The 14,727-nt window shown below is 65.6% G+C and carries 15 protein-coding genes; 9 read left to right on the plus strand and 6 right to left on the minus strand.

The window, feature by feature from the left end; all coding sequences use genetic code 11:
• Positions 1-24: 24 nt before the first annotated feature.
• Genes G6N59_RS20655 through G6N59_RS20665 form a run of 3 tightly spaced genes read right to left on the minus strand, consistent with a single transcriptional unit; the run spans position 25 to position 4,527 of the window.
• Positions 25-1,620, minus strand: coding sequence for an acyl-CoA carboxylase subunit beta (locus G6N59_RS20655; RefSeq protein ID WP_138228704.1), 1,596 nt, complete (start codon positions 1,618-1,620; stop codon positions 25-27).
• A 31-nt stretch (positions 1,621-1,651) separates the two neighbouring features.
• Positions 1,652-2,800: an acyl-CoA dehydrogenase family protein gene (locus tag G6N59_RS20660; protein WP_138228705.1), complete on the minus strand. Its 1,149-nt coding sequence runs from the start codon at positions 2,798-2,800 to the stop codon at positions 1,652-1,654.
• Positions 2,797-4,527 (minus strand): acyclic terpene utilization AtuA family protein, encoded by a 1,731-nt coding sequence (locus tag G6N59_RS20665; RefSeq protein WP_407665746.1) that lies wholly within the window; start codon positions 4,525-4,527, stop codon positions 2,797-2,799. Before G6N59_RS20665 ends, G6N59_RS20660 begins: the two co-directional genes overlap by 4 nt.
• Before the next feature lie 243 nt (positions 4,528-4,770).
• Here G6N59_RS20665 and rpmF point away from each other — a divergent pair, with 243 nt between their 5' ends.
• The 9 genes from rpmF (at position 4,771) to G6N59_RS20710 (ending at position 12,987) form a co-directional block, all read left to right on the plus strand.
• The gene (gene rpmF / locus G6N59_RS20670; RefSeq protein WP_138228707.1) at positions 4,771-4,947 is read left to right on the plus strand and encodes a 50S ribosomal protein L32; all 177 of its coding nucleotides are present in this window, start codon (positions 4,771-4,773) and stop codon (positions 4,945-4,947) included.
• A gap of 93 nt (positions 4,948-5,040) precedes the next feature.
• Entirely contained in the window at positions 5,041-5,727 is a 687-nt protein-coding gene (locus G6N59_RS20675) for a response regulator transcription factor (protein WP_020099048.1), read from the plus strand.
• Between the two features lie 53 nt (positions 5,728-5,780).
• Complete coding sequence (locus tag G6N59_RS20680; protein WP_138228720.1) at positions 5,781-7,268, plus strand: HAMP domain-containing sensor histidine kinase; 1,488 nt, start codon at positions 5,781-5,783, stop codon at positions 7,266-7,268.
• A gap of 111 nt (positions 7,269-7,379) precedes the next feature.
• Entirely contained in the window at positions 7,380-8,834 is a 1,455-nt protein-coding gene (locus tag G6N59_RS20685) for a S1C family serine protease (protein ID WP_138228709.1), read from the plus strand.
• Between the two features lie 16 nt (positions 8,835-8,850).
• Positions 8,851-9,375 carry a MogA/MoaB family molybdenum cofactor biosynthesis protein gene (locus G6N59_RS20690; protein ID WP_133763292.1) on the plus strand — a complete coding sequence of 175 codons (525 nt, stop codon included), beginning with the start codon at positions 8,851-8,853 and terminating at the stop codon, positions 9,373-9,375.
• Between the two features lie 613 nt (positions 9,376-9,988).
• Complete coding sequence (locus G6N59_RS20695; RefSeq protein ID WP_163911541.1) at positions 9,989-10,627, plus strand: porin MspA; 639 nt, start codon at positions 9,989-9,991, stop codon at positions 10,625-10,627.
• A 146-nt stretch (positions 10,628-10,773) separates the two neighbouring features.
• The gene (locus G6N59_RS20700) at positions 10,774-11,412 is read left to right on the plus strand and encodes a porin MspA (protein ID WP_163911544.1); all 639 of its coding nucleotides are present in this window, start codon (positions 10,774-10,776) and stop codon (positions 11,410-11,412) included.
• A 151-nt stretch (positions 11,413-11,563) separates the two neighbouring features.
• Positions 11,564-12,202: a porin MspA gene (locus G6N59_RS20705; RefSeq protein WP_163911541.1), complete on the plus strand. Its 639-nt coding sequence runs from the start codon at positions 11,564-11,566 to the stop codon at positions 12,200-12,202.
• Between the two features lie 155 nt (positions 12,203-12,357).
• Positions 12,358-12,987, plus strand: a complete 630-nt coding sequence (locus tag G6N59_RS20710; protein ID WP_138228789.1) for a porin MspA — start codon at positions 12,358-12,360, stop codon at positions 12,985-12,987.
• Positions 12,988-13,053: 66 nt separating this feature from the next.
• Here G6N59_RS20710 and mscL read toward each other — a convergent pair whose 3' ends face one another.
• From mscL to G6N59_RS20725, 3 genes are all read right to left on the minus strand, one after another.
• Positions 13,054-13,446 carry a large-conductance mechanosensitive channel protein MscL gene (gene mscL / locus G6N59_RS20715; RefSeq protein ID WP_138228722.1) on the minus strand — a complete coding sequence of 131 codons (393 nt, stop codon included), beginning with the start codon at positions 13,444-13,446 and terminating at the stop codon, positions 13,054-13,056.
• A gap of 141 nt (positions 13,447-13,587) precedes the next feature.
• A complete protein-coding gene (locus G6N59_RS20720) occupies positions 13,588-14,253 on the minus strand; it encodes an SAF domain-containing protein (RefSeq protein ID WP_138228723.1) in 666 nt (221 codons plus the stop codon).
• Positions 14,254-14,316: 63 nt separating this feature from the next.
• The gene (locus tag G6N59_RS20725) at positions 14,317-14,628 is read right to left on the minus strand and encodes an FmdB family zinc ribbon protein (RefSeq protein ID WP_138228724.1); all 312 of its coding nucleotides are present in this window, start codon (positions 14,626-14,628) and stop codon (positions 14,317-14,319) included.
• Between the last annotated feature and the right edge of the window lie 99 nt (positions 14,629-14,727).

Here is a 14,727-nt window from a genome sequence, read left to right on the forward strand (position 1 = left end):
CTTCGCGCGAGCGCTCATCGCCACTCACATCCGGAAGACGCCGAAGTTCGACGTCCCCTCGATCGGGGCATTGGCAATGGCGGACAAGCACATTCCCAGCACGGTACGGGTGTCGCGGGGGTCAATGATGCCGTCGTCGTAGAGCCGGCCGGACAGGAACGCCGGCAGCGATTCGGCGTCGATCTGCGCTTCGACGGCGGCCCGCAGCGCCGCATCGGCGGCTTCGTCGACCTGGCCGCCCCGGGCTTCGGTGGCCGCCCGGCTGACGATGGAGAGCACGCCGGCCAGCTGCGCGCCACCCATCACCGCGGACTTCGCGCTGGGCCAGGCGAACAGGAACCGGGGGTCGTAGGCCCGGCCGCACATTCCGTAGTGACCGGCGCCGTAGGAGGCGCCGATGAGCAGCGAGATGTGTGGCACCTTCGAATTGGAGACGGCGTTGATCATCATCGAGCCGTGCTTGATCATGCCGCCTTCCTCGTAGGCCTTGCCCACCATGTAGCCGGTCGTGTTGTGCAGGAACAACAATGGTGTGTCGGCGCGGTTGGCCAGCTGGATGAACTGGGTGGCTTTCTGGGATTCCTCGCTGAACAACACGCCGCGCGCGTTGGCCAGGATGCCGACCGGGTAACCCCACAGCGTGGCCCAGCCGGTCACCAGCGACGAGCCGTACAGTGGCTTGAACTCGTCGAAGTCTGAACCGTCGACGATGCGGGCGATGACATCGCGCGGATCGAACGGGATGCGCAGATCGGCGCCGACGATTCCCAGCAGTTCTTCCTCCGGGTAGAGGGGCGGCACCACCGGCGCCGGCGTGGGGCCCTGCTTGTGCCAGTTCAAGCGGGCCACGATGCGGCGTCCGATGCGGATGGCGTCGAGTTCGTCCTGCGCGAAGTAGTCACCGAGACCCGATGTGCGGGAGTGCATTTCGGCGCCGCCGAGGGATTCGTCGTCGGACTCCTCGCCGGTGGCCATCTTGACCAGCGGCGGCCCGGCCAGGAACACCTTCGAGCGTTCCTTGATCATCACCACGTGGTCGGACATGCCGGGGATGTAGGCGCCGCCGGCGGTGGAGTTGCCGAACACCAGCGCGATGGTCGGAATGCCCTCCGCCGACAGCCGGGTCAGGTCGCGGAACATCGCGCCGCCCGGAATGAAGATCTCTTTCTGGGTGGGCAGATCCGCGCCACCCGACTCGACCATCGAGATCACCGGCAGGCGGTTCTCCCGCGCAATCTGGTTGGCGCGCAGGATCTTCTTCAGCGTCCATGGGTTGCTGGTGCCGCCCTTGACGGTCGGATCATTCGCGACGATCAGACACTCGACACCTTCGACCGTTCCGATGCCGGTGACCAGGCTGGCGCCGACGACGAAGTCGCTACCCCACGCGGCCAGCGGGCTCAGCTCCAGGAACGGGGAGTCCTGGTCGACCAGCTGCTCGATGCGCTCACGCGCGGTGAGCTTGCCGCGGGCATGGTGGCGGTCAACGTATTTCGCGCCGCCTCCGGCGAGCGCCTTGGCGTGCTCGGCATCCAGCTCGGTGAGCTTGGCCGTCATTGCGGCGGCGGCTTCGGTGTATCCGGCCGACGCGGTGTCGAGCCGGGACTTCAACGCACTCATGATGCGCAATCCACTCCGTTTCTTGCTTGGGTCACGATTGGAATCCCAACGTCTTGGCGGCCAGCGAGGTGAGAATTTCGGTGGTACCGCCGCCGATACCGATGATGCGCATGTCGCGGTACTGCCGCTCGATTTCCGACTCGGCCATATAGCCCATGCCGCCGAACAACTGCACGCCGGCGTTGGCCACCCACTCACCGGCCTCGACGGCGGTGTTCTTGGCGAAGCAGACCTCGGCGATCAGGTTCGTTTCCCCTGCCAGCTCCCGCTCGACCAGGTGGTGCGTGTACACCCGGGCCACATCGATGCGACGGGCCATGTCGGACAGCGTGTTCTGCACCGACTGCCGCGAGATCAGCGGACGGCCGAATGTCTCGCGGTCCCGGCACCACTGCACGGTCAGGTCCAGGCAGCGCTGCGCGCTCGAATAAGCCTGCGCGGCAAGGCCGACCCGCTCGGACACGAATGCGCCGGCGATCTGCAGGAAGCCGGAGTTCTCCGGCCCCACCAAGTTGGCAGCCGGCACCCGGACGTCGACATAGGACAGCTCCGCGGTGTCCGACGAGCGCCAGCCCATCTTGTCCAGCTTGCGGCTGACGGTGAAGCCGGGAGTGTTCTTGTCCACCACGATCAGTGAAACCCCGCCTGCGCCAGGGCCACCCGTGCGTACGGCGGTCACCACATAGTCGGCCCGCACACCCGAGGTGATGTAGGTCTTGGCGCCGTTGATGATGAAGTCGTCACCGTCGCGCTCGGCGCGCGTCGTAAGGTGCCCGACGTCCGAGCCGCCGCCGGGTTCCGTGATGGCCAGCGAGCCGATCATCTTGCCCTGCAACGTCGGTCGCACATAGGTGTCGATCAGCCGCTGGTCGCCGGAGGCGATCATGTGCGGTGTGGAGATGCCGCAGGTGAACAGCGACGCAAAGACTCCGCCGGGCACGCCGGCGTAATGCAATTCCTCGCAGACGATGACTGCGTCGGCGCCGTCGCCGCCACCACCGCCGACAGATTCGGGCGCCTGAGCGCCCAGCAGGCCGGCCGCACCGGCTGCCTCATGCAGCGAGCGGGGCAGCTCGCCGCTGCGCTCCCACTCGTCGACGTGGGGCAGGATCTCGCGTTCGGCGAACGCACGCACGGTCTTTCGCAGCGCGTCGCGTTCGGGCGTGGTCCAGATGCTCACGAAATCAGTTCCTCCGGGATATCGAGATGACGGGTTCGTAGCCATTCCCCAAGGCCTTTGGCCTGGGGATCGAATCGGGCCTGATACGCGACGCCTTCGCCGAGGATGCCCTCGATGACGAAGTTGATGGCGCGCAGGTTGGGCAGCAGGTGTCGCGTCACGGGCAGCTCGGCCGTCTCGGGCAGCAGCTCACGCAGCTTCTCGACCGTCAAGGTGTGTGCGAGCCAACGCCATTGGTCGTCAGTGCGGACCCAGACGCCGACATTGGCCGATCCTCCTTTGTCGCCGCTGCGGGCGCCGGCGATGGTGCCCAGCGGTGCCCGGCGGGTGGGCCCGGCGGGCAGCGGCTCCGGCAGTGCCGGATCGTCGACCGGACCCAGCGCCAGAGTCTCCGTGGATGGCGCGATATCGACCCGGGTGCCGTCGGGCCGCACCGCCACGTGCGGCACCGATGTCGCATCGACGTAGCCAGGCTTGAAGAGGCCGTACACCTGGCCGTCGCCCGGCGGGGCGGTGGTCGTGAATCCCGGGTAGCTGGCCAGCGCGAGTTCGACTGCAGCCGCGGAGAATTTGCGACCCACCTTGGCTGGATCGGGATCGCGCACCACACAGTGCAACAACGCGCTGGCGCGTTCCTCGGTGTCGGCGTCGGGATGATCGGTGCGGGCCAGCGTCCACTGCAGCTCGGCCGGGCGCACCGTCATGCTGGCTTCCAGCTGGCGCCGCAGCAGGTCGGCCTTTGCCTCGATGTCCAGGCCGGTGAGGACGAACGACGCGGCGTTGCGGAAGCCGCCGATACTGTTGAGCGACACCTTCAACGTGGGTGGCGGTGCCTCGCCGCGTACTCCGGAGATGCGTACGCGGTCCTCGCCATCGGAGGTCAGCTCCAGCGAGTCGACCCGCAAGGTGGTGTCGGGGTTGGCGTAGCGCGCCCCGGTGATCTCGTACAGCAGCTGCGCGGTGACGGTGTCGACGCTGACGCGGCCACCCGTGCCGGGGTGCTTGGTGATCACCGACGAGCCGTCCGCGGAAATCTCGGCCAAGGGGAACCCCGGGCGGATGAGGTCGGGAATCTCGGTGAAGAAGCTGAAGTTGCCGCCCGTCGCCTGAGTGCCGCATTCGATGACGTGGCCCGCGGCGACCGCGCCGGCGAGTGCGTCGTAGTCGGTGCGGGTCCAGCCGAAGTGCGCGGCGGCCGGTCCGACGATCACCGAGGCGTCGGTGACGCGGCCGGTGACCACGACATCGGCCCCCGACTTCAGGCAGTCCACGATGCCCCAGGCGCCGAGGTAGGCGTTGGCCGACAGGGGCGTGCCTCCGCCTGATGTCGCCGCCGTTGCGGCTCCGAAGCCCAGCTCGGCGGCGCGGCCGACGAGGTCGTCGCCTTCGACGTGCGCCACGTTCACGGAGAGGCCGAGCCGCTCGGCCAATGCCCGCACGGCGGTCGCCAGGCCGGCCGGGTTGAGGCCGCCGGCGTTGGCCACGATCTTCACGCCCTTGTCGAGGGCCAGACCCAGGGACTGTTCCAGCTGACGCAGGAAGGTCTTGGCGTAGCCGAGGTCGGGGTTCTTGGCGCGGTCTCGAGCGAGGATGAGCATGGTGAGCTCGGCGAGATAGTCGCCGGTCAGGTAGTCCAGCTCACCCCCGGCGAGCATCTCGTGCATTGCCGCCAGCCGGTCGCCATAGAACCCTGAGCAGTTTCCGATCCGGACTGCTGGTGATGTCACACACACTCCCGTCGTTCAACCAACCGGTAGGGAGGTTAGTCGGTACTAACGGTACCGAGTCAAGGGGGTTCCGGGTTGCGTGTTGCCCGGTTGGGGTGACGTTTTGGAGCCTACGCAGGTCGACGGCTATCCTGAGGTGCAATCGCTGCGCATGCGAGGAGCAATAGAGAGGCCGTTGGCCCTATTTGTTCGTGGCGCGCGGCCGACCGCAAGCAATTCCGTTGAGTCAGAGAGGTGCACATCATGGCTGTGCCCAAGCGCAGGATGTCGCGCTCGAACACCCGTAGCCGTCGCGCGCAGTGGAAGGCCGAGGCCACCGGCCTGGTCAGCGTGAACGTCGCAGGTCAGGCGCGCAAGGTGCCGCGTCGTCTGCTGAAGGCCGCGCGTCTGGGTCTGATCGACCTCGACCGCCGCGCCTGACCGACCTCGGCTTCGGCGTCGTAACGGTTTTTCTCGCGTCCCCGTGGCGCGTCTTCTCAGTCCGCTCTCAGATGGTGGGGTGAGACTATGCCTGTGCGAATCCTTGTAGTCGACGATGACCGCGCTGTGCGTGAATCATTGCGTCGGTCACTGACTTTCAACGGGTACTCGGTCGAACTGGCCCAAGACGGTGTCGAGGCGCTGGAACGCATCTCCAGCGACCGGCCTGACGCCGTGGTGCTCGACGACATGATGCCCCGGCTGGACGGCCGAGGCGTCTGCCGTCAGCTGCGCAGCAGCGGGGATGACCTTCCCGTGCTGATGCTGACGGCCCGTGACTCGATCGACGAGCGGGTGGCCGGCCTCGACGCCGGCGCCGACGACTACCTGCCGAAGCCGTTCGCACTCGAGGAACTGCTGGCGCGGATGCGGGCCTTGCTCCGCCGCACCGGCCCCGCCGACGGTGCCGAGTCGGCCGCGCTGACCTTCTCCGACCTCAGCCTCGACCCGGTGACGCGTGAGGTCACCCGCGGCTCCCGGTCGATCAGCCTGACCCGCACCGAGTTCTCGCTGCTCGAGATGCTCATTCACAACCCGCGCCGCGTGCTCAGCCGTAGCCGGATCCTCGAAGAGGTGTGGGGCTTCGACTTTCCGACGTCGGGCAATGCCCTGGAGGTCTACGTCGGGTACCTGCGCCGCAAGACCGAGGCCGAGGGAGAGCCGCGCCTGATCCACACCGTGCGCGGCGTGGGTTACGTGCTGCGTGAGACCCCACCCTGATGCTCGACAAGGTTCGTGTGGCGGTGGACCGGAAGATGCGGGAGGTGCCGCAGATGCCGGTGACGACGCCGGACGGTGCGGTGCAACACGACGCCAGCTCGGTATCGCTGAAATGGCGCGTCATGCTGCTCGCGATGTCGATGGTGGCCATGGTCGTCGTCCTCATGTCGGTCGCGGTGTACGTCGTGGTGTCCAAGGCGCTGTACGGCGACATCGACAACCAGTTGCACAGCCGTGCGCAACTGCTGATCGAGAGCGGCTCCCTGGCCGTCGACCCCGGCAAGGCCATCGAAGGCACGGCATACTCGGACGTCAACGCGATGTACGTCATCCCGGGGCGGTCCATCTACACCGCGAACCAGCAGGGGGAGACGCTGCCGCTCGGGGCGCCGGAGAAGGACGTCATCGCCGGCAAGCTGCTGATGTCGTTGCGCACCACCAACTATCAGCGCGTGCTGGCTGTGCACCTGCAGTCGGGCAACTCCCTGCTGATCTCCAAGAATCTGTGGCCCACCAGCCAGGTGCTCAAGCGTCTCGGCACCATTTTGCTCATCGTGGGTGGAATCGGCATGGCTGTCGCCGCCATCGCCGGCGGCACCGTGGCGCGTACCGGGCTGAGACCCGTGGCCCGATTGACCGAGGCCACCGAACGCGTGGCCCGCACCGACGACCTGCGCCCCATTCCGGTGTACGGCAACGACGAATTGGCCCGGCTGACAGAGGCTTTCAACATGATGCTGCGGGCGCTCGCCGAGTCGAGGGACCGGCAGGCCCGCTTGGTGTCCGACGCCGGTCATGAGTTGCGCACACCGCTGACGTCGCTGCGGACCAATGTCGAACTGCTGATGGCGGCCATGGCGCCCGGGGCGCCGCCGTTCCCGGAGGAGGAGATGGCGGGTCTGCAAGCCGACGTCATCGCCCAGATCGAGGAGCTGTCCACACTGGTCGGTGACCTGGTGGACCTGACCCGCGACGACGCCGGCGTGACGATCCACGAGCCCGTCGAGATGGCCGAGGTTGTCGACCGCAGTCTCGAGCGAGTTCGCCGCCGCCGCAACGACATTGACTTCGACGTCGACATCGCCGGTTGGCAGGTGTACGGCGACGGCGCAGGATTGTCGAGGGCAGTGCTGAACTTGCTCGACAACGCCGCCAAGTGGAGTCCGGCGGGCTCGGTGGTGCGAGTTCGGTTGGGGCGCATCGACCCGACGCATGCCGAGCTGGTGGTCTCCGACTGGGGACCGGGTATCCCGCCGCAGGAGCGTGCGCTGGTGTTCGAGCGTTTCTACCGATCGACCACGGCCCGGGCAATGCCCGGTTCGGGCTTGGGGCTGGCGATCGTCAAGCAGGTGGTGCTCAAACACGGTGGCGCGCTGCGGATCGAGGACACCGTCCCGGGCGGGACGCCACCCGGAACCTCGATCCACCTCGTACTGCCGGGACGGCCCTCCGGTATGACCGCAACACACCGGCCCTCTGGGCTGGACGTAACGGGTGTGACCACGGAAAATGAAGCTGCCCGGACGGGGGAGGAAGTCTAGGGTGCGGCCAGTGGTGTCTCAGTGGATTCTCAGCCCAAAAGGGCACCGTTGGGCCATATCGTTCGTTGTCTCGGCAGCGGATCGGAAATACAGGAAGAGTGTCGACCAGTAATGACGAATCACCCGAGGTACTCGCAGCAGCCCGAGTCCGGTCGGCGTCCTGATTCCTATCAGTCCGCGCCCGGCCACGGCGCGCCGCAGCAGCAGGGGTCGTCATACGACTGGCGGTACTCGGGCCATCAGCAAGGCCAGAACAGCGGGCAGTACCCCACGGGGAGCTACGCCACTGGTCAGTACCCGACGGGACAACACCAGACCGGACAACACCAGACCGGCTCGTACGCCACCGGTCAGTATTCGACCGGGCAGTACGGTTCGCAGCCGTACGGCCCATACCGCACCGGCCCGCAAGACGCCCGATCGACCATCGCACCCAGGCCTCACGGGGGACCGCAAAACCGCTCCCGCACTGGGCTTTTGGTCGCAGGAATGGCTGCCGTCGCACTGGTGTCGGCGGGCATCGGCGGCGGCATCGTGATGCTGGCCCAGCCCGACTATTCGAGCAGTTCGACTTCGTTCGGCGGTGCCGCACATGGACAGCACGCCGGCAACGCGCCGATCGGCTCGGTCGAGCAGGTGGCCGCCAAAGTGGTGCCGAGCGTGGTGAAACTGGAGACGGACATGGGCCGGTCGTCCGAAGAGGGCTCGGGCATCATCTTGTCCGCGGACGGGCTGATCCTGACCAACAACCACGTGGTGGCCGGCGCCAAGGATGTTCCCGGTGCTCCGCCCGGCGCCCCGCCCGTGCAGACCAAGGTCACGTTCAACAGCGGCAACACCGCTACCTTCCAGATCGTCGGTACCGACCCGAGCAGCGATATCGCCGTGGTGCGGGCCAAGGGCGTCTCGGGTCTCACGCCCATTCAGTTGGGTTCGTCGTCCAACCTGGTGGTGGGGCAGCAGGTGGTGGCCGTCGGTTCGCCGCTGGGTCTGCAGGGCACCGTGACCGAGGGCATCATCAGCTCCCTGAACCGCCCCGTCGCCGCCGGCGGTGACGCCAAGAACCAGAACACCGTGCTGGACGCCATCCAGACCGACGCCGCGATCAACCCCGGTAACTCCGGTGGCGCGCTGGTCAATATGAGCGGCGAGCTGGTCGGCATCAACTCGGCCATCGCGACGCTGGGCGGGGATTCCGGCCAGTCGCAGAGCGGCTCGATCGGTCTGGGCTTCGCCATTCCGGTCGACCAAGCCAAGCGCATCGCCGATGAACTGATCAAGAACGGCATCGCCAGCCACGCGTCGCTCGGCGTGCAGGTGGGCAATGACAAGGCCATCGACGGTGCCAAGATCGTCGACGTGACCAACGGCGGCGCGGCCCAGTCGGCCGGCCTGCCCAGCGGTGTGGTGGTGACCAAGGTGGATGACCGGGTGATCAGCAGCGCCGACGCATTGGTTGCTGCGGTGCGCTCGAAGGCCCCCGGCGACAAGGTCACCTTGACCTACCTGGACACGGCGGGCAAACCGCAGACGGTTCAGGTGACTCTGGGTAAGGCTCAGCAGTGACGGGCGCGGGGCCGGCATGTCAGAGGCGGGATATACGGTGACAGGCATGGAACAGGCAGGGGAATTGGCCGGGCGCGCACTCGTCGTGGTCGTGGATGACCGGACGGCGCACGGCGAAGAGGATCACAGCGGCCCGTTGGTCACCGAACTGCTCGGTGAGGCCGGCTTCCTTGTCGACGGCGTGGTGGTCGTCCCGGCTGACGAGATCGAGATTCGCAACGCCCTCAACACCGCGGTGATCGGTGGTGTCGACCTCGTCATCTCCGTCGGCGGTACCGGGGTCAGCCCCCGCGATGTGACGCCCGAAGCCACGCGCACCATGCTTGATCGTGAGCTGCTCGGCATCGCCGAGGCGCTGCGCTCGTCGGGTCTGGCCGCGGGTATCTCGGACGCGGGCCTCTCGCGTGGCCTGGCGGGAGTCTCCGGAAGCACGCTCGTGGTCAACATCGCGGGCTCGCGCGCGTCGGTGCGTGACGGTATGGCGACGCTGGGACCGCTGGCGGCGTACATCATCGCGCAGCTGTCCAGCCTCGACATCTGATAGCTGAGCCCCGCTTGGGGCCGTCGGCCGAACGGAGTGGTCATGAGGTTCGTCCCGCTCGAACGATTCATTTCAGCAAAGTGTGATCTTCGTCACACGGTCGGGAAAATGTGATGAGCGGCACGCAACCATCGCGCGATCTAGTTAACAAGGTGTTCGGCGACGTTTTGCCGGACGTTACTCGGGATGAATGTAACGAGCAGTCGGCGTCGGGGGATGGTGACCGGGATCGCTGGCTACAGGAAAACATTCCGCCGCACCACCGCTGATCACCGGCTTTTGCCGACAGTCCGACGTAGCCGACGTTAACTTGAGATTACGCCGGTCAGTGGCTTCGTTGAAACCAGGTTTCCACCCTGTTTCGGGTTAACCGGCCGGTAGCGTCGGCCCCCACTTTCAGCTAGTTCCCAGCAAACTTTTATGGAACGGGAATATATGCGCCGGCTATGCGCCGTTCGCATTGCCGGACGCCGCGTACGCCGATATCTTCCTCGTGTCAACGATGAGCAATAGGTAAGAGCAACATGTGAAGTTCGCCTACGCGGCGTACATGGAGGTCTTGCGACGGTCGCGCGGTCAGCTTGCTGGCACCGCCTACTGAGCTAGGGAGAAAATGAAGGCATTCAGTCGGGTGCTGGTAGCACTGGTGGCGGCGCTGGCGTCGCTGTTTTTCGGGGCGGGTACGTCTCATGCGGGTCTGGACAATGAGCTGAGCCTGGTCGATGGTCAGGATCGGACGTTGACGGTGCAGCAGTGGGACACGTTCCTCAACGGGGTGTTCCCGTTGGACCGCAACCGGCTGACGCGTGAGTGGTTCCATTCGGGTCGGGCCAAGTACAAGTGCGACGGTAAGGCCTGCGATCAGTTCGCGGGGACGTTGGAGCTGGGTTACCAGATCGGTTTCCCGTGGTCGCTGGGTGTGGGTATCAACTTCAGTTACACGACGCCGAACATCCTGCTCGATGACGTGAACCCGTTCAGCTTCGCCGCTGGTGGTGGTGGCGGCATCATCACGCCGAACCTGTTCCCGGGTGTGTCGATTTCGGCTGACTTGGGCAATGGTCCGGGTATTCAGGAAGTTGCGACGTTCTCGGTGGATGTGTCGGGTCCGGCCGGCGGTGTGGCGGTCTCGAATGCTCACGGCACGGTGACCGGTGCGGCCGGTGGTGTGCTGCTGCGTCCGTTTGCCCGCTTGATCGCCAAGACCGGTGATAGCGTCACCACCTACGGAGAACCCTGGAATATGAACTAGGTGCACGCCACTAGCGCCTAGGCCTTATGCTGGGCGCCGACGACGCATTCGGGGCGGCGTCGACAGGCCATTTTCGGCCCTGTCGACGCCGCCCTGCGTCTGCGAGGAACTTCATATCGAGCATCAAGCCCAGAGAGTGGGGGACCATGAAGGCATTCAGTCGGGTGCTGGTAGCACTGGTGGCGGCGCTGGCGTCGCTGTTTTTCGGGGCGGGTACGTCTCATGCGGGTCTGGACAATGAGCTGAGCCTGGTCGATGGTCAGGATCGGACGTTGACGGTGCAGCAGTGGGACACGTTCCTCAACGGGGTGTTCCCGTTGGACCGCAACCGGCTGACGCGTGAGTGGTTCCATTCGGGTCGGGCCAAGTACAAGTGCGACGGTAAGGCCTGCGATCAGTTCGCGGGGACGTTGGAGCTGGGTTACCAGATCGGTTTCCCGTGGTCGCTGGGTGTGGGTATCAACTTCAGTTACACGACGCCGAACATCCTGCTCGATGACGTGAACCCGTTCAGCTTCGCTGGTGGTGGTGGTGGCGGCATCATCACGCCGAACCTGTTCCCGGGTGTGTCGATTTCGGCTGACTTGGGCAATGGTCCGGGTATTCAGGAAGTTGCGACGTTCTCGGTGGATGTGTCGGGTCCGGCCGGCGGTGTGGCGGTCTCGAATGCTCACGGCACGGTGACCGGTGCGGCCGGTGGTGTGCTGCTGCGTCCGTTTGCCCGCTTGATCGCCAAGACCGGCGACTCGGTGACCACCTACGGCGAACCCTGGAACATGAACTAGGTCATATCTGGCAGCGCCTAGGCCTTATGCTAGGCGCCGATGACGCATTCGGGGCGGCGTCAACAAGATCAGGGCATCTGGTCTTGTTGACGCCGCTCTCGTCGTCTACGGGAACTTCACAAGGACCATCGACCCCCAGAAAGCGGGAATCATGAAGGCATTCAGTCGGGTGCTGGTAGCACTGGTGGCGGCGCTGGCGTCGCTGTTTTTCGGGGCGGGTACGTCTCATGCGGGTCTGGACAATGAGCTGAGCCTGGTCGATGGTCAGGATCGGACGTTGACGGTGCAGCAGTGGGACACGTTCCTCAACGGGGTGTTCCCGTTGGACCGCAACCGGCTGACGCGTGAGTGGTTCCATTCGGGTCGGGCCAAGTACAAGTGCGACGGTAAGGCCTGCGATCAGTTCGCGGGGACGTTGGAGCTGGGTTACCAGATCGGTTTCCCGTGGTCGCTGGGTGTGGGTATCAACTTCAGTTACACGACGCCGAACATCCTGCTCGATGACGTGAACCCGTTCAGCTTCGCCGCTGGTGGTGGTGGCGGCATCATCACGCCGAACCTGTTCCCGGGTGTGTCGATTTCGGCTGACTTGGGCAATGGTCCGGGTATTCAGGAAGTTGCGACGTTCTCGGTGGATGTGTCGGGTCCGGCCGGCGGTGTGGCGGTCTCGAATGCTCACGGCACGGTGACCGGTGCGGCCGGTGGTGTGCTGCTGCGTCCGTTTGCCCGCTTGATCGCCAAGACCGGCGACTCAGTGACCACCTACGGCGAACCCTGGAACATGAATTAGGCCTGAAAAGGGTATGAGTAGGAGCGCGCAGCCCGTCTGCTGAGCGCCGACGACGTACTTTGGGGCGGCGTTGACGGACCGGAATCGGTCGGTCAACGCCGCCCCGTCGTTGTGCCGGGCATGTGACAGTGAAGAACAAGCCCGGGAGTGGAGAATTGGCGGCGTTGTTGGTGTCAGTGCTGGTCGGTGTGTCGTCATTGTTCCTGGCAGCGGGTACGTCGCATGCCGGCGTCGACAATGAGCTGAGTTTGATCGACGGCCAGGATCGGACGTTGACGGTGCAGCAGTGCGACACGTTCCTCAACGGGGTGTTCCCGTTGGACCGCAACCGGCTGACGCGTGAGTGGTTCCATTCGGGTCGGGCCAAGTACAACTGCGCCGGCGCGGGCTGCGACGAGTTCGCGGGGACATTGGAGTTGGGGTACCAGATCGGTTTCCCGTGGTCGCTGGGTGTGGGTATCAACTTCAGCTATCAGACGCCGAACATCTTGCTGGACAACGTATCTCCAGCGACATTGGCCGGCATCGGCTGGGGTGGCATCATCACGCCGAACCTGTTCCCTGGGCTGTCGATTTCCGCTGACTTGGGCAATGGCCCCGGCATCCAGGAGGTGACGACGTTCTCCGTCGATGTGTCCGGTCCGGCCGGTTCGGTGGCGGTGTCGAACGCGCACGGCACCGTGACCGGTGCCTTCGGTGGTGTCCTGTTGCGTCCCTTCGCGCGGTTGGTTTCCCAGACCGGCGATTCGGTGGCCACCTACGGCGAACCGTGGAACATGAACTGATTCGGGCGGTTCGCACCGAGATATGACGGAGCCCCCGGCCTCTGGCCGGGGGTTTCGTCGTTTTGGCTACTTCGTCTCGTCGTTCTTCACGTTCTTCGCGTCCAGCAGGTCGCGGATCTGCGTCAGAAGTTCGACTTCCTGCTTGATCGCTTCCTCCTTGGCGTTGCGAAACCTGCTGTACGGCAGCACGACCACGAAGTAGATGACGGCCGCGACCAGGACGAAGTTGATCGCCGCGCTGAGGACGGCATTCAGGTCCATGTAGTTGTCGCCGAGCAGGTGGATGCGCAGGATGCCGTAGGAATGGTCGCCGCCGGCGCCGATGCTCGCGATCAGCGGTTGGATGACCTGGTCGGTGAATGCCTTCACCAGCGTGGTGAAGGCCGCGCCGATGACCACTGCGACGGCCAGATCGACGATGTTCCCCTGGGCGAGGAACGCTTTGAAGCCCTTAAGCATGACTGCCCTCCCTGTGATACGGCCTGTACCCAGGAACGTTAAGACCGACCTGAGCTTCGCGCAGTAGTCAGTGGCCCCACGGTCGCAACAGATGCGGTCCGGTGACGAAATCGAAATCGGCCGCCGGGCAAATTTCGCTCGTCAGTGCAGAGTGACGGTGATCGCCCGGTGCAGAGCCGCACCGGCGACGGCGTTGGCGCTGTGCCGCGGCAGGGCGACGAGTACGACGCGTTCGTCGGCGCTCGTCGGTGACTTGAGGCGTTCGGAGACCAGCACCACGCGGGCGTCGGTGGCGATGACCTCGGCCATCGACTGATCCGCGGCCGCACCGGTGTTTTCCGGTCCGGCCAGGACGTCCACGACGTCGCCTGGGCGCAGCAGATCCGGAAGTGCGGCGTCGGCCAGATGCAGTGGCACCGTGCGGGCGTCGGGGCCAGCAACGGCAGTCGTGAGCCGCGAACCGAGCAGGCGTACGTCGGTGATGACCTCACCGCGCCGTGCGGGGGCAGCCAGTGTCGAGCCGACCGCGGCGCTGGATTCGTGCAGTGCGCCGTCGGGAATGCTTGGCGCAGAACGGGATTCGATGACGACGTCAGCGGCCGACAAGGCTGATCCGGGGGCCAGGTCATGCTTGGCGACGACGACGGCGACCAGCCCGTCCCGGGGGTCCGGGCGGAATTCGATGACGGCTGCCAGGACCACCAGCAACCCGGCGGCGACTCGGCGCGCAGCGGTGGTCCTGGCCCAGTCGGGCCGCAATTTCTGTCTCAGCCGGCCGATCAACGGCGCGTCGAGCGAATCCCCCATGCCGTAACGGTAGGGATTTTTCGCCGGAGGCACAGGCCGGACTGCCTCCGGCCTGTGGATAACTCAGCTGGACGCTGCGGCGGCCGGTGCGGTCGACTTCGTGCTGCTGCTGGACGACGAGGACGAAGACGAAGAGTCCGACGAACTGGAGCTCGACTCGCTCTTGGCCGGAGTCGCCGAGGTGCTGGAGCTCTTCGAGTCGCGGTTGTCGGTGCGGTAGAAACCGCTGCCCTTAAAGACCACGCCGACGGAACCGAACAGCTTGCGCAGCCGGCCGTGGCACTTCGGGCATTCTGTCAGCGCGTCATCGCTGAAGGCCTGCACCGCGTCGAACCGGTTGTCGCACTCGGTACACGCGTAGGAATAGGTCGGCACGTAAACCTCCGAGGTCGTCAAACTTGTTAGCACTCTACCGGCTTAAGTGCCAAAACATCCATTCGGTGCCGGGCATTCCCAGGCCGCCGGGCGCGGTGG

Origin of the sequence: Mycolicibacterium aubagnense, assembly GCF_010730955.1 — a bacterium.
Taxonomy (GTDB): Bacteria; Actinomycetota; Actinomycetes; order Mycobacteriales; family Mycobacteriaceae; genus Mycobacterium; species Mycobacterium aubagnense.